This window comes from Acidovorax sp. WCS2018Noco2-16 (genome assembly GCF_031843945.1).
Classification (GTDB): Bacteria; Pseudomonadota; Gammaproteobacteria; order Burkholderiales; family Burkholderiaceae_C; genus Paracidovorax.
The window spans coordinates 498370-514039 of record NZ_JAVTJJ010000002.1; the positions used below are offsets into that span (position 1 = coordinate 498370).

The window sequence follows — 15670 nt, forward strand, 5'->3', positions numbered from 1 at the left end:
ACCTTTTGCCATGCAGCCCACGACGCACCTGCTTTACCTGCACGGCTTTCGCTCGTCGCCACAGTCCGCCAAGGCGCGGCAGATGGCAGAGCATGTGCAGCGCCACCACCCCGACATGCGCCTCTGGTGCCCGCAACTGCCGCCTTCGCCCCGCGAAGCCATGGCGCTGGTGGCGACTGGCGTGGCCGACTGGCCGCGCGCCAGCATGGCCGTGGTGGGCTCGTCGCTGGGCGGCTTCTATGCAAGCTGGGTGGCGCAGCAGTGCGGTTGCCCGAGCGTGCTGCTCAACCCCGCCGTGTACCCCGCCCGCGACCTGGAGCGCTATATCGGCGAGCAGACGACCTGGCACGACCCGGCCGAATCGTTCTACTTCCGGCCCGAATACATCGGCGAGTTGCGCGCGCTGGACGTCAGCGACCAGGCCCCCGCTGCCCGGCAGCTGGCCATCATCGCCAAGGGCGACGAATTGCTGGACTGGCGCGAGATGGCAGCCCGCTACGCACAGGCCGATCTGCGCCTGCTGGAAGGCGGCGACCACGCCTTGGGCGCGTTCGCTGCCTACCTCCCAGACATTGACCGCTTTCTGGGTCTGGCCTGAGAGCGCGTTTTCCGGGGTCTCGCTCAGCCCGGGGTGCCGGTGGGCGCCGGCAGTTGTTCTGCGGCCGCCGCTGCCGGAGGCAAGCCGCCGCTCTTGCGGCCCCGTGCACGGAAGAACGCAATCAACTGCCACACGATGAACCCGGCGATCAGCGCCAGCAGCGTGCCGCTGATCGGGCGCGTCACGAAGATGCTGAAGCTGCCACGGCTGAGCAGCATGGCGCGGCGGAAGTTCTCCTCCAGCATCGGCCCGAGGATGAAGCCCAGCATCAGCGGCGAAGCGTCCAGCTCCAGCCGCATCAGCAGATAGCCCAGGCCACCGAAGGCGGCGGTGCTGAACACGTCGTCCAGGTTGTTGTTGATGCTGTAAGTGCCGATGCAGCAGAAGAACAGAATCGCCGGGAACAGCACGTTGTACGGCACCTTGAACACCGACAGCCAGTAGCGCACCAGAGGCACGTTCAGCACGAGCAGGAAGACGTTGCCGATCCACATGCTGGCCACCAGGCCCCATCAGCGCCATCACCGCGTTCTCGGGAATGCTGATGCTCATCAGCGAATGAAGCTGGTGCGTGCGGCGGCCTAGTCAGCGGCGGCCTGACCGGCCACGCCCTCGATGCAGCCGGTGCCGATCTCGTGCTTGTATTGCTGACCTTCTTGTCCAGCGCGTAGGCGGCGAACTGCGCGATCACCGGACCACCGCCGGGCAGGATGCCCAGCACCGAACCCACCACGCTCCCGCGCAACGCGGTGTGCAGGATGCGCTTGAACTCGGGCCACGTCGGCGTGAGCTTGATTTTGCGCCCAAGCCGCACACGCGCTGGCGCAGGACGACCCGGCCGTGTGGCGCAGCGAACTGCAGGGCATCGCCCGGGCCGAGCAGCGGGCCAGCCGCACCATCGACCAGCTGCTGGCGCTGGCCCGCGTCACCGAAGGCGGCCTGCCGCTGCCCCTGCAGACCCTGGCGCTGGATGTGCTGGCGCGGGACGTGGTGCTGCGCTTTCTGCCACGCGCCGACGCGCTGGGCGTGGACCTGGGTGCCGACGGGCTGGACCAGGCCCTGCCGGTGCGGGGCGACGCGGGCCTGATCGAAGGCATCGCCACCAATTTGCTGGACAACGCCCTGCGCTACGGCGCCGGCGCCCCCAGCCCGCGCATCACGCTGGATCTGCGGGTAGACGGCGCCTGGGCAGTGCTGCGGGTGACCGACAACGGCCCCGGGCTGGACGCCGCACTGGCCGGGCGCCTGGGCCAGCGCTGGGCGCAGGGCGATCCCGGGCAGCAACTGGGACTGGGCGCCGGCCTGGGCCTGGCCATCGTGCACCGCCATGCCGCCGCCATGGGCGGGCGCTTTGCGCTGGACGCGGCCGAAGGCGGCACCGGGCTGGCAGCCAGCGTGTGGCTGCCGCTGGCCAGCTCAGCTACTTGAAGGTGCTGTCGGCCGCCGCTGGTGCGCTGACCTTTTGCCACCGCGCGAAATCCTGCGGGTAGGCGATGCGGTAGCGCTCGGTGTGGAACGCCACTTCGCCCGGCAGGTCCAGCAGCCGCGCGCTGGCGATGAGCGGCTCGATCACGCGCGGCTCGGGCGAATAGTGCAGCAGGTGCCGGGCCATGGGGTAGACCTGCGTAGCGTTGCGCGCAGTCACCGGCGTGGTCGTCACCAGAGCGAATTCCGCCGTTGCGCGAAAGAACGTGATCTGCCTGGCCACCAGCGCCGGCGTGTCGTTGCGGTACATGGCCAGCCGCTCGGCGGCCGGGCGATAGAGCTGGCTCACCCGCACGTAGTCAGACACCAGCCAGGCACCCCACACCAAAGCTGCCACGCCCAGCGCAGCCCCGCCCATGCGCACTGCCGGCGCGTGATAGGCCAGCGACCGCGCGGCCGGCCAAGGGCAGAGCAGCAAAACGGACAACCCGGCAGCCAACTGGAAGGGGCCGTACCACAGCGGAAACTCCAGCAGGCTGTGCAGCCCGATCAGCGCCAATACACCCCAGGCCAGCTGGCGTGCGGGCCGTGTCTCGAGCCAAGGCCGGGCGTGCAGCGTGGCGGCCAGCGCCAGCCCGCACAGCAGCACAGCGGCGGGCAGGCCCAGTTCCACTGCCAGGTGCAACGGCAGGTTGTGCGCGTTGTCCAGCAATGCGCAAAAGCGTTCGCCAGGAAAGAGCGTGGCGTAATGCGCGTAGTCCAGGTCGCCCCAGCCCCAGCCCGTCCACGGGCGCAGGCTGATGAGGTGCAACATGTTCGACCACAGTGATCGACGGCTGGCGCACAGCGGCATGTCGCCGGTGACGCGCGCGAACAGGCTGTGGGTTTCCAGCCCCGTCCACCAGTGCAGCAGCAAGGGCAGCGCCGCGCAGGCAGCGGCATATGCCAGCAACGACGTGCCCGCCCAGGCCAGCGCACGCCCGCCCAGGCTGCGCCGCCAGATCAGCACGAGCGCGCCGATCACCAGCCATTCCAGCGCCCCGGTTCGCGAGGCCGTGGCCGCCGCCGACACGGCCATCAGCGCGCCTGCCAGCACGGCCAGCACCCCTGCCAACACGCCGGCCAGCGCGCCGCCACTTGCCGGCCGCCGCGCGCGCCACCAGAGCAGCGCCCACAGCCCCATCATCATCAGCGTGGCCTGCTGGTTGCGCTGGCGCAGGTTGCCCGGCGCCTGGCCGGGTGTGGAGGCAAACACCCAGGGCGACCAGCCCACGTCGCCCTGAAAGAACTGCACCAGCCCGATGACGGCCGACACGGTGCCAGCCAGCACCAGCCCTGCAGACAGCCATCGGCTCAGCGAATCGCGTGGCGTGGCGCCGCCGCCCACCGGCCGCGCGCCCGGCCAGCCGCAGCGCAGCCAGGCCAAAGCTGCCAGCACCCAGGCACAGCCGGCGGTGGCCATCAGCGGCCAGAAGTTGGACAGCGGCGCCTGCGTCCACGCGAAAAGGAAGGGCAGCGCGACGGCCAGCACGGCCAGGGGCGCAGCGATCGATTTCGGCAGGGACATGGGCGGGGAGCGGGGCGAGGTGAGGCGAGAGACGCGGAAGGGGCCAAATGATAGGCCGGCCGCTTGAACCGAGTGCCCAGAGATGCCACTGCCGCGGGGCCGCTCGTCGGCCGGGGTGGCGCCCCATGGGAGAATCCGCGCCATGCACGCACTGTTTGAAGAAGCCGGCAAATTTCTGGCCGGCCGCATCCTGTCCGAGGCCGAAAGCTCGGCCCAAGTCGAGCTCGACTCGGGCAAACGGGTCAAGGTCAAGGCCGCCCATATCCTTTTGAAGTTCGACAAGCCCGCGCCGGCCGAGCTGTTGCGCCTGGCCCAGGCCGAGGCCGCGACCATCGAGCTGCCGCTGGCCTGGGAGTTCGCGCCGGAAGACGAATTCGGCTTTGCCGACCTGGCGCGCGACTACTTTTCTGCCAACGCCACGCTGGCCCAGCAGGCCGGCGCGCTGTTCGCGCTGTACGAGGCGCCGCACTACTTTCGCCGCGCCGGCAAGGGCCGCTTCAAGAAGGCGCCGGCCGAGATCCTGCAGCAGGCGCTGGCCGGCATCGAAAAGAAAAAGCTGATCCAGCAGCAGATCGCCGACTGGGCCGAAGCGCTGGGCCAGGGCGAATGCCCGCTGCCCATTCGCGAACAGCTCTACAAGATTTTGTTCCGCCCTGACAAGAACGCGCCCGAATACAAGGCCGTGGTGGAAGCCAGCCGCGCCACGCACAAGGCGCCGCTCGACCTGCTGACCCAGGCCGGCGCCATCGACTCGCCCTACCAGTTCCACTGGAAGCGCTTTCTGTTCGACAACTTCCCCAAGGGCACCAGCTTTCCGGCCGTCACCGCGCCGCAGCCACCGGCCGACCTGCCGCTGGCGCCTGTGCAGGCCTATTCCATCGACGATTCGCAGACCACCGAAATCGACGATGCGCTCTCGGTGCAGGGCCTGGGCACCGGCACCGTCACGCTGGGCATCCACATCGCCGCGCCGGGCCTGGCCATTGCGCCGGGCACGCCCATCGACCAGTTGGGCCGCAACCGGCTGTCGACCGTCTACATGCCGGGCTACAAGATCACCATGCTGCCCGACGAGGTGGTGCAGATCTACACGCTGGACGAAGGCCGGGCCAACCCGGCGGTGTCGCTTTACGTGACCATCGACGAAGCCACGCTGGAGATCACCGGCACTGAAACCAAGCTCGAGCGCGTGCCCGTGACCGACAACCTGCGCCACGACCAGCTCGACCACATCGTGACCGAGGAATGGCTGGCCGACCCGTCGATTCAGGTCGAAAACACGCCCGAGCGCTTATTGGACAAGCGCGAGCAGCTATCATTTTTATATCGCCTGGCACAAAGCCTGAAGGCGCAGCGCGAAGTGGTGCGCGGCAAGCCGGAGACCTTCAACCGACCGGACTACAACTTCCGCCTGACCGGCAACGACCGCGCCGAGCCCACGGGCAGCGAGACCGTCGCCATCACCACCCGCAAGCGCGGCGCGCCGCTGGACCTGATCGTGGCCGAGGCCGCCATCGTGGCCAACAGCACCTGGGGCGGCCTGCTGGCCGAGCACGGCGTGCCGGGCATCTACCGCAGCCAGGCCAGCCTGGCGCCGGGCATGAAGGTGCGCATGGGCACCAAGGCGCTGCCGCATGCCGGCATTGGCGTCAAAAGCTACGCCTGGGCCACCTCGCCGCTGCGCCGCTATGTGGACCTGGTCAACCAGTGGCAGATCATCGCCTGCGTGCGCCACGGCAAGACCGCCGCGCTGGCCGCGCCGTTCAAGCCCAAGGACGCCGATCTGTTCTCCATCATCAGCAGCTTCGACACCGCCTACAGCGCCTACAACGGCTACCAGGCCGGCATGGAGCGCTTCTGGACGCTGCAGTACCTGCAGCAAAACGAGATTTCCGAGATCGATGCCACCGTCTTCAAGGAAGGCCCGGGCGGCAGCTTTCTGGTGCGGGCCGATGCGCTGCCGCTGGTGCTGCCGGTGCTGGGCGCCCAAGGCCTGCCGCGCGGCGCACGGGTGCGCGTGAAGCTGGGTGCCATCGACGAGATCACGCTGGACGTGAACGGCACGCTGCTGGCGCGCCTGGACGACCCGCTGGATGCCAGCGACGACGGCCCGGCCGATGAGGAAGGCGACGACGAAGCCGTGGCCGGCCCCATCGCCATTGCGGTGGACGTGAACGAGGCCGAGGCGCCCGCACCTGCGAACTGACCGGTTCGCCAAACCATCATCGGCCGCCGTGAAAAAGCCCTTCTTCTTCGCCCGTTTCAGCACGCTGCAACTGACGCTGGGCGCGTCGGTCGCCGTGCATGCCGCGCTGCTGTCGGTGCGCTTCGTCGACCCTGAAGCCTTCAACCGCGTGTTTCAAGACACGCCGCTGGAAGTGATTCTGGTCAACGCCAAGTCGAACGAACGCCCCGACAAGGCGCAGGCCATCGCGCAGTCGTCGCTGGCCGGCGGTGGCGACGCCGCCAAGGGCCGCGCCACCAGCCCCATGCCTTATTCGGCATTGACGGCCGTAGGCGACGACTTCGAGGAAGCGCAGCGCAAGATGGACGCCATGCAGGAGCAGCAAAGCCAGCTGCTGGCTCAGTTGCGCCAACAGCTGGCCACTCTGCCCGCGCCCGACCCGCGCAAGCCCAGCCAGAGCGCCGACGTGCAGGCGCAGGAAGAAAAGCGCCGCCAGCTTGTCAAGCTGCTGGCCGAGATCGAAAAGCGCATCAACGAAGAGAACGAACGCCCGAAAAAGCGCTACATCAGCCCCGCCACGCGCGAGGAGGTGTATGCCGTCTATTACGACGCGCTGCGACGCAAGGTGGAAGACAAGGGCACCGACAACTTCCCCGAACAGGGCGGCAAGAAGCTCTACGGCGAGCTGACCATGATCCTGACCGTGAACCACGACGGCCGCGTGCTGGCCACCGAGATCGTGCAGGGCTCGGGCAACCCGGTGCTCGACCGCCGCGCCGAAGCCATCGCCCGTGCCGCCGGCCCGTTCGGCCCGTTCAGCACCGGCATGCGCAGCAAGGCCGACCAGATTGCCGTGGTCTCGCGCTTCAAGTTCACGCGCGACCAGACCCTTGAAACCAGCGTGCGCTGAAGTTGATGAAACACCCCCTGAGTCGCCTGCGGCGCCTTCCCCTTGAAGGGGGACGACGCCCGTGGCCTGGCAAAGCCAGCTCCACGGCGTCTGCTGGCGTGGCCTGCTTCGCGGCCATCGGAACGGCCAGGTAGCGCCGGTGGAATGCGCGACGCCATCAACAACTGATATGACACACCCTCTCACGCCGCCCGACGCCTACTGCGTCATGGGCAACCCCATCGCCCACAGCCCATCGCCCTGGATTCATGCGCGCTTTGCCGAACTGACGGGCGAGCGACTGGCCTACGAGCGCCGCCTGGTGCCGGTCAATGGCTTTGCCGACGCGCTGCGCGACTTTGGCAGCGCGGGCGGGCGCGGCTGCAACGTCACCGTGCCGTTCAAGATCGAGGCCGCCGAGCGCGCCGCCGTGCGCACGGAGCGTGTGCAGCTGGCCGGCGCCGCCAACACCTTGGTGTTCGCGCCCAACGGCACCGTCACCGCCGACAACACCGACGGCCTGGGCCTGGTGGCCGACATCACCCGCAACGCCGGCGTGCCGCTGGCCGGTGCCACGGTGCTGCTGGTGGGCGCGGGCGGAGCCGCCGCCGGCGTGCTGGGCCCGCTGTTGCGCCAGCAACCGCGCCGCATCGTGGTCACCAACCGCACCCAGGCGCGCGCCGAAGCGCTGGTGCAACGCCACAGCAACCCCGAGTTGCTACAAAAAACAGAGCTACTCGCGCTTGATGGTCAAGCGCTGGAGGGCGATTTCGATGTGATCATCAACGCCACGGCCAGCAGCCTGGCCGGCGAAGGCCCGCCCGTGCCCGACCACGTGCTGCGGCCCGGCAGCCTGGCCTACGACATGATGTACGGCCCAGCCGCCCAAGGGTTTCTGGACTGGGCGCAAAGCCATGGCGCAGTGCCGCGCGACGGCCTGGGGATGCTGGTGGAGCAGGCGGCGGAAGCCTTCCTGCTGTGGCGCGGCGTGCGGCCCGATGCGGCCCGCGTGCTGGCCGAGCTGCGCGCCGCCATCGCGGCGGGCCACTGACCCGGCTCGCGGCGTCCCAACCCATGAAAGCCCTGTTTCGCTGGATCGGCCTGGTGCTGCTGGCCGGCCTCGCCCTGCAGCTTTTCTTCATCGGCCGCATTGCGGCCATGGCGGTCGTCGCGCCGGAATCCACATCGTTTCAACGCTCGGAAGCCTGGGCGCAGATGTCCGAGCGGCAAGGCCTGCGCTGGCGCCAGCAGTGGCTGCCGTATGCAGAGATCAGCGACACCCTCAAGCGCGCGGTGATCGCATCGGAAGACGATGGCTTCGTCAACCACGACGGCGTGGACTGGGAAGCGATAGAGAAGGCGTGGGAAAAGAACGCCAAGGCCGAAGAGCGCGCCACCCAGCGGCTGCAGGCGGCGCCCGCGCGCCCGGCCCGGCCGGCGAAGATCGTGGGCGGCTCCACCATCACGCAGCAGCTGGCCAAGAACCTGCTGCTGTCGGGTGAACGCACCCTGGTGCGCAAAGGCCAGGAATTCGTGCTCACGCTGGCGCTGGAACACCTTTTACCCAAGCAGCGCATTCTGGAGATCTATCTCAACAGTGTGGAATGGGGCGACGGCGTGTTCGGCGCCGAAGCCGCCGCACAGCACTATTTCAAGAAAAGCGCCGCACGCCTCACGTCAAGCGAAGCGGCCCGGCTGGCGGTGATGCTGCCGCAACCCAAGCGGTTCGAGAAAATGCCGCAGTCGGCCTACCTGGCCGGCCGCACGCGGGTGATCATCGGGCGCATGGCCAGCGCAGAACTGCCCTGACCGGCCAGCGGCTGCCGCCTAAGCCACACCCACGCGCGACTGCCGCGGCGCACTCGACATGCTCAGCGCCGTCAACGGGCACGGTGGCCTGCTGGTGTTGACGGGCTCGTTCGCCGCCGCGCCGATACGGTCTGCTGTAGCACGCACCAGCGGCAGGAAGTGTTCGAGCATGCGCTCGCTCATCTGCCCGGCAAACGTCGAATACACCAGCGCGCCGCGCAGTTGCCCATTGCTGAACACGGGCACGGCGAAAGCCGTGCTTTCGGAATTGTCCCGTGCGTAGCGCAGCGCGTAGCCCTGCCGGCGCGTCTGGCGCAGCATCGGACGCAGCGCCCCCAGGTCGGTGAAGCGGGGGCCGTCGTCTTCGCGGTAGTTGACCGCCTCTATCAGGATGCGGCGCTCGGCCGGCTCGCAGAAAGCCAGGTAGATGCGGCCCAATGCCGACGTTGCAAATTCATAGCGCCGACCCACGCTGGATGGCCGAATGGCATATGGGCTGTACGGCATGGTGCAGAAAACCACGCGCATCTGATGGCGGTCGACCACGCCCAGCGACAGCGGCCACTTGATCTCGCGCGTGGCGGCGATCATCAGCGGGCCGCCCACCTGCACCAGCCGCGACTGCTCGGTCACGCCGCTGCTGAGGTTGCCCACCGTGGGCGTCAGTTGGTACTGGCCGTACGCGTAGGGATCGGTGCGCACGTACTTCTCGGCCTCCAGCGTGCTGAGCAGACGGTGCAGCGTCGACTTGGCGAGGCCAGTGCGATGGTGCAGTTCCTGGAGGCTCCAATTGGCTCGTTCGTTCATGACGCGCAGGATCAAGAGCGCGCGCTGAACCGAGCGGACTTCAGTACTCATGAGCGTGCATCCTCAGGACGGTGCTCCATCGGGGGCGCGGGGAGCGAGATGTGACGGGATCTCAATGGATGCAGTGATGGTTTGAGTGCAAACATGTCGCCATAAGGGTTTCGCGGCAACGCTGTTGGCCGTGTAGGCCAACTTCCCGTGATGCAACCGGTGTCGTGAAAATTGATATCGATCAGGTGGCCATCAAAAGCCATGCCCAGGGCCGACATCAGGCCGTTCGGCATGGCACGCCCGGCCGCAAGCACGTGGTGCTCATTCCGCATGGATACCCAACCCGTCGATGGTGTCGCCCCACAGGCGCTGGTCGGCCTGCAGGATGGCGTACACCTGCTCCGGACACAGCGGTGCCGGCACCAGTCCCAGGCTGCGCAAACGATGGGCCACGTCAGGCAGCGCGGTCACGCGGTTGATCTCGCGATTGAGCCGCTGGCGCACGGCCGGGTCGAGCCCGCGCGGCGCAAACACACCGTACCAATTGGTCACCTCATAGCCGGGCAGGGTTTCGGCGGTGCTGGGCAATTCGGGCAGCAGATCGGAGCGCCGGGCTGCAGTCGTAGCGATGAGGCGCACCCGGCCTGACCGCACATGTGGCAACAGCAGCGATGCCCCGCCTGCAAAGAGTTGGCATTCGCCCTGCAGCAACGCCGCCACGGCCGGGCCGCCCCCGCTGTAGGGCACGTGCACGATGTCCAGCCCCTGCGTCTTGGCCAGCAGTGCCAGCGTCAGGTGGTTGTGCGTGCCGATGCCACCCGACGCGTAGTTCACGCGGCCAGGGTGCGCACGCAGGTAGGCCAGCAATTGAGCAAAGGTATGCACCGGGAGATCAGCCGTCACGGCGATGACGTTGATCGCACAGGCCAGCATGGCGACGGTGTCGAAGTCGGCCACCGGATCGAACGGCAGGCGGCGGTACAGGCGGCCGTTCATGGCATGCGTGGACATGGCGCCGATCTCCAGCGTGTAGCCGTCGGCAGGTGAGCGGGCCACCAGTGCGGCCCCGATATTGCCGCCAGCGCCGGCCACGTTGTCTACCCGCACTGCAGGCCGGGCGTCTTTGCGCCTGCCCACCCCGGCATCTGCCCGCGCGAACAGATGCCGCCCGATCAGGCGCGCCAGCAGGTCGGCAGAGCCGCCAGGCGCGAAGGGAACGACCAACCGGATCGGCCTTGCTGGAAACGCTGCGCTGTCATGGCCCCGCTGGGCGTGCGCTGCAGACACGCCAGCGCCCCAGAGCATGCCGGACAGCAACTTGCCGGCCAGCAATCGACGCTGCATGGCAATGATCAACGGGCCCTCGGGGGATGAAGAAGCGATAGAGATGCGGGGATAAGGAACGTGCAGAAAAACGCGGCACACCGCTCTAGGCGAGGGGCGCGCCGCTGGAGTTTAGGGCGGCAAGCGGGGTGCCTGTGTACGAACAGCATCCGTTTCCATTCTATGGAAAACTGACGTCTGACAACTGCTTGGCACGGGGTGAAAACAGCGGGTGAGGCTGCGCAGCTTCATGGCCTTGCTCCGTTAGCCAACGGCCGCCAGCCTGCCCGTATCATCCCGCGCATGTTGCTGTCCAAGTTGATGAGCTTTTTTCTGCTGGCGCTGGTGCGCTTTCTGACCGGGGCACAGGCGCGCTGGTACGGCTGCCCACCCAAGGCTGAGCAGCGCATCTACTTCGCCAACCACCAGAGCCATGCCGATCTGGTGATGATCTGGGCGGCGCTGCCGCAGGAACTGCGCAGCATCACCCGCCCGATTGCCGCGCGCGATTACTGGACCAAGACGCCGTTTCGCCAATGGATCACCACCGCCGTGTTCAACGCCGTCTATGTGACGCGGCAGGCCACGCCCGCGCCTGCCGCAACCACAACCACAGCCACGGCGACGGCAGCCGCCGAGGCGCATGCAGATACCGCCGCGCCCGCTCCGGCCACGGCCATCGGCGCCCTTTCTGCCGCAGTGGCTGAAGCCGACCTGGCCACCGCCGGCGGCCCCGACCCCGCGCCGGATGCGCAGCCCACCGAGCCCGCGCCCGAGGCGTTGCGCGCCGCGGTGCTGCCCGATGACCCGCTGGCACCGCTGGTGCAGGCGCTGGAAAGCGGCGACTCCATCGTGATCTTTCCGGAAGGCACGCGCGGCCATGGCGACGAGCCGCAGCCGTTCAAGTCGGGCCTGTACATGCTGGCGCGCATGTTCCCGCAGGTGGTGCTGGTACCCGCCTGGATCAACAACGTGCAGCGCGTCATGCCCAAGGGCGAAGTGGTGCCGGTGCCCATTCTGTGTTCGGTGACCTTCGGCGCGCCGATCGCCTTGCAACCCGGCGAAGACCGCCGGCCGTTCCTGGACCGCGCACGCAGCGCCGTCATCGCCCTGCGCGAAATCTGAAGACGTGATGGACTTTCTTCGCAACCTCTCCACCACCCAGCAGATCGGCGCGCTCTTCGTCGTGATGTTCGGCCTGCTGTCGCTGGTGACGGCCTATGCCTTTGCCCAGACGCTGCGTGAAGGCAACGGCGCCGACGCCGCCGAGTTCGCCCGCTACGAGGCACGCCAGCAGGAATGGCGCCGCTTCTGGGGCCTGCTGAAAACCTCGTGGTTCATGGCCACCATCTTCTGGGTGGGCTGGGCGCTGGGTGACACGGTGGCGACGGTGCTGTTCGCGCTGGTGGCCTTCGTGGCGCTGCGCGAATTCATCACGCTGTCGCCCACGCGGCGGGGCGACCACCGCAGCCTGGTGCTGGCTTTCTTCGTGGTGCTGCCGCTGCAATTCGTCATCGTGGGCCTGCGCAAGTTCGACCTGTTCACCGTGTTCATCCCGGTCTATGTCTTCCTGGCGCTACCGGCCGTGAGTGCGCTGGCCAACGACCCGCAGCGCTTTCTGGAGCGCAACGCCAAGCTGCAGTGGGGCATCATGGTCTGCGTCTACGGCATGAGCCACGTGCCAGCGCTGCTGCTGCTGGACTTCCCCGGCTACCAGGGCAAGGGCGCGTTTCTCGTCTTCTTCCTCGTGGTGGTGGTGCAGGCCAGCGTGATCGCGCAGCACCTGCTGGGCCAGCGCTTTCCACACAAGCCCGTGGCGCCCCAGGTGAGCCTGAGCTTTCAATGGCTGAGCTGGCTGGCCGGCGTGGCGGTGGGCGGCCTGGCAGGCGTGCTGCTGTCGTTCATCACGCCGTTCAAGCTGGGGCAGGCGCTGGGCATGTCGCTGCTGGCCTGCCTGGCGGGCAGCCTGGGCCACCTGGTGATGAAGGCCATCAAGCGCGACCGGGGCATCACCAGTTGGGGCATGCAGGGCCAGTCGGTCACGGGAGCGGGCGGGCTGCTCGACCGGGTGGACGCGCTGTGCTTCGCCGCGCCGGTGTTCTTTCACTCAGTGCGCTGGTATTTCGGTTTATAGTCAAATCGGCCTCTAGCGCTTTACTATCAAGCGCTAGAAGCTATTAATTCAATAGCAAATGAGAATTCTGGGCATCGACCCCGGCCTGCAGACCACCGGGTTCGGGGTGATCGACGTGGACGGCCACACACTGAGCTACGTGGCCAGCGGCACCATCCGCACGACCACGCTGGCGCTGGGCAACCTGCCGGGGCGGCTGAAGGTGCTGTTCGACGGCATCACCGAGGTGACGGCGCGCTACGCGCCCGACATGGCGTCGGTGGAGATCATCTTCGTGAACGTGAACCCGCAGTCCACCCTGCTGCTGGGCCAGGCGCGCGGCGCCTGCATCACTGCGCTGGTGGCGGGCGACTTGCCGGTGGCCGAATACACCGCGCTGCAGATGAAGAAAGCCGTGGTCGGCCATGGCCGCGCGGCCAAATCGCAGGTGCAGGAGATGGTACGGCGCCTGCTGCGCCTGCCCGGCCTGCCTGGCACCGACGCGGCCGACGCCCTGGGAATGGCCATCACCCACGCCCACGCGGGAGCGGCCATGGCCCGGCTGGGCGAAGCCGGCACGCTGGTGCGCCGCCAGCACGCCATGTACAAGGGCGGGCGCAGCTACTGACCACCGGCCGCCGCCATCGGGCGGCGCCAGGTTACTGGCTCAGCACCAATTGCGCGATGACGCCGGTGGCGACGGCAATCAGCAGATAGTCGCCACCGTATTGCACCCAGTGGTAGCCGCGCGGTGGCGCCGCCAGATGGTGGCCGCGCCAGTCGGCGACCACGTAGTGCGGCGTGCGGTAGGCACGGGGCAGGCGGCTGCCCCGGTACCAGTCGTGCTGCGGACCGGCGCCGCGCCGCGCGCCATGCGCGGGCGCATGCGGCGGCGGTCCGCCGGCATGGCCATGGCGGGCGCTGCGGTCGTCGCGGCCATGCTTGCCGTGTTTGTCACGCTTGTCGTGCTTGTCGTGCTTTGGATGTTTGTCGCGTTGCGAATGCTTGTCGTGGCCCGGCTGCGCATGCGCAGTGCCCACGGCGGCCACGCCGAAGCTGAGCGCGACACAGCTGGCGGCCAGGCCGCGCATGAGACGGGAAAAGAGGGGGGACATCCTGGGCTCTCCTGGTTGAGGGGAAACGAAAGGCCGGCTGGCAGCGCCGGAGGGCGCAACGCTGCATTGTGGGGGCCTTTGGCTCGCTCTATTCTCATCCTGCCCGGCGCGGCAGCGCCTCGAACGCAGGCCGCCCTGCGCCATCTCGCTCAGGCCAGCCGCAACGCGTTGGAGAGCGACTCCGGCAATGCCCCGAAGGCCGCCACCTGAGCGCCCCCTGCAGGCCTCGTCGCCCCTGTGCCATCGCCCAGATCGAACCGCGCCACCGCCTGCGTCAGGCTGCGGGCCTGATCGCGCAGCGATTCGGCGGCAGCGGTGGATTCCTCCACCAACGCCGCGTTCTGCTGCGTCATCTGATCGAGCTGGCTGACCGACTGGCTGATCTGGCCGATGTTGTCGCTCTGCTCGGACGACGCGGCGGTGATCTCGGCAATGATGTCGTGCACCCGGCGCACGCTGCCCACGATCTCCGTCATGGTGGCGCCGGCCTGGCCTACCAGGCGCGAGCCGCCTTCGACCCGCTCGACCGACGCGGCGATCAGCGTCTTGATTTCCTTGGCGGCCTCGGCCGAACGCTGGGCGAGCGAGCGCACCTCGCTGGCCACCACGGCAAAGCCGCGGCCCTGCTCGCCCGCACGCGCGGCCTCCACGGCGGCGTTCAGCGCCAGGATGTTGGTCTGGAACGCAATGGAGTCGATCACGCCAGTGATGTCACCGATCTTGCGCGAGCTGGCCGCGATCTCACCCATGGTGCTGACCACCTGCGACACCACCGCGCCGCCACGCCCGGCCACTTCGGCGGCCGATGCGGCGAAGTCGCTGGCTTGGCGCGACGATTGCGCGCTGTTCTGCACGGTGCTGGTCAAGAGCTCCATCGACGAGGCGGCTTCCTGCAGGTTGGCGGCGGTCTGTTCGGTGCGCTGGCTCAGGTCGTGGTTGCCGCTCGCGATCTCGGTGCTGGCGGTGGAGATGCTGCCCGCTGCCTCCTGCAACTGCCCCACCAGCGAACGCAAAGATTGCTGCATCAGCCCCATGGCCGTCACCAACTGGCCCACTTCGTCTTGCTGCAGCGGCCGCACCTCCTGCGACAGGTCGCCGCCGGCGATGCGCTCGGCCAGGTCGCGCGCCTGGGCCAGCGAACGGGTGATGGAGCGCACGCTGAAGAAGGTGAGCGGTATCAGCACCGCCAGGCCCAGCAGCAGCCCGCCGGCGATGAGCCCGGCCATGGTGGCGGTGCGCTGCTCCACGCTCTGGCGTGCTTCGTCCATGCGCTGGCGCGCAGTGGCGGCCAGGGTGGCGAAGAGCTGGTCGGTGGCTTCCATGTGGCCCTTGAGCCGGTCGGCGTAGGCGCCGCCGCCCGCACCGTCGAGTTGCGCGCGCTCGATCTGCTCGAAGACGGGCGAGATGCCGTCTTCATAGAGCTTGATCTCCGCCAGCGACTTGTCGATGGAGGCCACGAATTCGGCGTCGCCGGATTGCACTTGGCGCACATCGGCCAGGCTCTTACGCAGGCCGGTCAGCGTCTTGCCCCAGCCTTCGCGCAGCGAGGCCACTTCCACCGAATTGTTGAAGTTGATGATGATGTCTTTTTCGGCCCGCCGCAGAGTACCCAGACTGGTGCGCAGATCGGCCATGTCGGTCAGAGTTTGCACCCGCTGCGAGAAAAGCACCTGCAACGTGCCTTGGGTGCGCGCCAAGGCGATGTAACCCATGGCGCCAATGACGATCAACAAACTCAGCGAAAACACCGTGCCGAAATACAGGCGGGCACGGATGGACAGACGACCCAACGCGTTCATGGCGCTCCTCGAAAAAGATCAGATGGCTGACATACGCAATAAGCGCGCC

14 protein-coding genes and 1 pseudogene are annotated in these 15670 nt (G+C 67.9%); 9 read left to right on the plus strand and 6 right to left on the minus strand.

All coding sequences use genetic code 11. The features are described from left to right. Positions 1 to 10 precede the first annotated feature (10 nt). Complete coding sequence (locus RQI28_RS07690; protein ID WP_311222017.1) at positions 11 to 598, plus strand: YqiA/YcfP family alpha/beta fold hydrolase; 588 nt, start codon at positions 11 to 13, stop codon at positions 596 to 598. 23 nt (positions 599 to 621) lie between these two features. On the opposite strand, the pseudogene RQI28_RS07695 reads toward RQI28_RS07690, so the two are convergent. After that, positions 622 to 1397, minus strand: a pseudogene (locus RQI28_RS07695) (tripartite tricarboxylate transporter permease); the annotation flags it as partial. 41 nt (positions 1398 to 1438) lie between these two features. On the opposite strand from RQI28_RS07695, the gene RQI28_RS07700 reads away from it, so the two are divergent. Beyond that, positions 1439 to 2026: a HAMP domain-containing sensor histidine kinase gene (locus RQI28_RS07700; protein WP_311222018.1), complete on the plus strand. Its 588-nt coding sequence runs from the start codon at positions 1439 to 1441 to the stop codon at positions 2024 to 2026. On the opposite strand, the gene RQI28_RS07705 is transcribed toward RQI28_RS07700, so the two are convergent. Then, the gene (locus RQI28_RS07705; RefSeq protein WP_311222019.1) at positions 2019 to 3590 is read right to left on the minus strand and encodes a Wzy polymerase domain-containing protein; all 1572 of its coding nucleotides are present in this window, start codon (positions 3588 to 3590) and stop codon (positions 2019 to 2021) included. The genes RQI28_RS07700 and RQI28_RS07705 overlap by 8 nt on opposite strands. Before the next feature lie 142 nt (positions 3591 to 3732). Between RQI28_RS07705 and RQI28_RS07710 the strand changes: the two genes are divergently transcribed. From RQI28_RS07710 to mtgA, 4 genes are all read left to right on the plus strand, one after another. Continuing rightward, a complete protein-coding gene (locus tag RQI28_RS07710) occupies positions 3733 to 5796 on the plus strand; it encodes an RNB domain-containing ribonuclease (protein WP_311222020.1) in 2064 nt (687 codons plus the stop codon). A gap of 28 nt (positions 5797 to 5824) precedes the next feature. After that, positions 5825 to 6685, plus strand: a complete 861-nt coding sequence (locus RQI28_RS07715) for a TonB family protein (RefSeq protein WP_311222021.1) — start codon at positions 5825 to 5827, stop codon at positions 6683 to 6685. Positions 6686 to 6854: 169 nt separating this feature from the next. Next, complete coding sequence (aroE, locus tag RQI28_RS07720; RefSeq protein ID WP_311222022.1) at positions 6855 to 7715, plus strand: shikimate dehydrogenase; 861 nt, start codon at positions 6855 to 6857, stop codon at positions 7713 to 7715. A gap of 23 nt (positions 7716 to 7738) precedes the next feature. Continuing rightward, positions 7739 to 8473, plus strand: coding sequence for a monofunctional biosynthetic peptidoglycan transglycosylase (gene mtgA / locus RQI28_RS07725; protein ID WP_311222023.1), 735 nt, complete (start codon positions 7739 to 7741; stop codon positions 8471 to 8473). Between the two features lie 18 nt (positions 8474 to 8491). On the opposite strand, the gene RQI28_RS07730 is transcribed toward mtgA, so the two are convergent. Next, positions 8492 to 9331: an IclR family transcriptional regulator C-terminal domain-containing protein gene (locus tag RQI28_RS07730; protein WP_311222024.1), complete on the minus strand. Its 840-nt coding sequence runs from the start codon at positions 9329 to 9331 to the stop codon at positions 8492 to 8494. A gap of 261 nt (positions 9332 to 9592) precedes the next feature. Next, positions 9593 to 10615 (minus strand): tripartite tricarboxylate transporter substrate-binding protein, encoded by a 1023-nt coding sequence (locus tag RQI28_RS07735; protein WP_311222025.1) that lies wholly within the window; start codon positions 10613 to 10615, stop codon positions 9593 to 9595. A gap of 285 nt (positions 10616 to 10900) precedes the next feature. On the opposite strand from RQI28_RS07735, the gene RQI28_RS07740 reads away from it, so the two are divergent. Genes RQI28_RS07740 through ruvC form a run of 3 tightly spaced genes read left to right on the plus strand, consistent with a single transcriptional unit; the run spans position 10901 to position 13335 of the window. Next, the gene (locus tag RQI28_RS07740) at positions 10901 to 11719 is read left to right on the plus strand and encodes a lysophospholipid acyltransferase family protein (protein WP_311222072.1); all 819 of its coding nucleotides are present in this window, start codon (positions 10901 to 10903) and stop codon (positions 11717 to 11719) included. A gap of 4 nt (positions 11720 to 11723) precedes the next feature. Then, positions 11724 to 12728, plus strand: a complete 1005-nt coding sequence (locus RQI28_RS07745) for a phosphatidate cytidylyltransferase (protein WP_311222026.1) — start codon at positions 11724 to 11726, stop codon at positions 12726 to 12728. Between the two features lie 58 nt (positions 12729 to 12786). Beyond that, complete coding sequence (gene ruvC / locus RQI28_RS07750) at positions 12787 to 13335, plus strand: crossover junction endodeoxyribonuclease RuvC (RefSeq protein ID WP_311222027.1); 549 nt, start codon at positions 12787 to 12789, stop codon at positions 13333 to 13335. Between the two features lie 31 nt (positions 13336 to 13366). On the opposite strand, the gene RQI28_RS07755 is transcribed toward ruvC, so the two are convergent. Together RQI28_RS07755 and RQI28_RS07760 are read right to left on the minus strand one after the other, a co-directional pair. Further along, a complete protein-coding gene (locus RQI28_RS07755; protein ID WP_311222028.1) occupies positions 13367 to 13822 on the minus strand; it encodes an RcnB family protein in 456 nt (151 codons plus the stop codon). 149 nt (positions 13823 to 13971) lie between these two features. Next, positions 13972 to 15621, minus strand: coding sequence for a methyl-accepting chemotaxis protein (locus tag RQI28_RS07760; protein ID WP_311222029.1), 1650 nt, complete (start codon positions 15619 to 15621; stop codon positions 13972 to 13974). Positions 15622 to 15670 lie beyond the last annotated feature (49 nt).

Excerpts from the sequence above, each read along its gene's own strand:
- RQI28_RS07690 (WP_311222017.1), top strand. The coding sequence starts at position 11 with ATGCAGCCCACGACGCACCTGCTTTACCTGCACGGCTTTCGCTCGTCG.
- RQI28_RS07705 (WP_311222019.1), bottom strand. The coding sequence starts at position 3,590 with ATGTCCCTGCCGAAATCGATCGCTGCGCCCCTGGCCGTGCTGGCCGTC.
- RQI28_RS07710 (WP_311222020.1), top strand. The coding sequence starts at position 3,733 with ATGCACGCACTGTTTGAAGAAGCCGGCAAATTTCTGGCCGGCCGCATC.
- aroE (WP_311222022.1), top strand. The coding sequence starts at position 6,855 with ATGACACACCCTCTCACGCCGCCCGACGCCTACTGCGTCATGGGCAAC.
- mtgA (WP_311222023.1), top strand. The coding sequence starts at position 7,739 with ATGAAAGCCCTGTTTCGCTGGATCGGCCTGGTGCTGCTGGCCGGCCTC.
- RQI28_RS07730 (WP_311222024.1), bottom strand. The coding sequence starts at position 9,331 with ATGAGTACTGAAGTCCGCTCGGTTCAGCGCGCGCTCTTGATCCTGCGC.
- RQI28_RS07735 (WP_311222025.1), bottom strand. The coding sequence starts at position 10,615 with ATGCAGCGTCGATTGCTGGCCGGCAAGTTGCTGTCCGGCATGCTCTGG.
- ruvC (WP_311222027.1), top strand. The coding sequence starts at position 12,787 with ATGAGAATTCTGGGCATCGACCCCGGCCTGCAGACCACCGGGTTCGGG.
- RQI28_RS07755 (WP_311222028.1), bottom strand. The coding sequence starts at position 13,822 with ATGTCCCCCCTCTTTTCCCGTCTCATGCGCGGCCTGGCCGCCAGCTGT.
- RQI28_RS07760 (WP_311222029.1), bottom strand. The coding sequence starts at position 15,621 with ATGAACGCGTTGGGTCGTCTGTCCATCCGTGCCCGCCTGTATTTCGGC.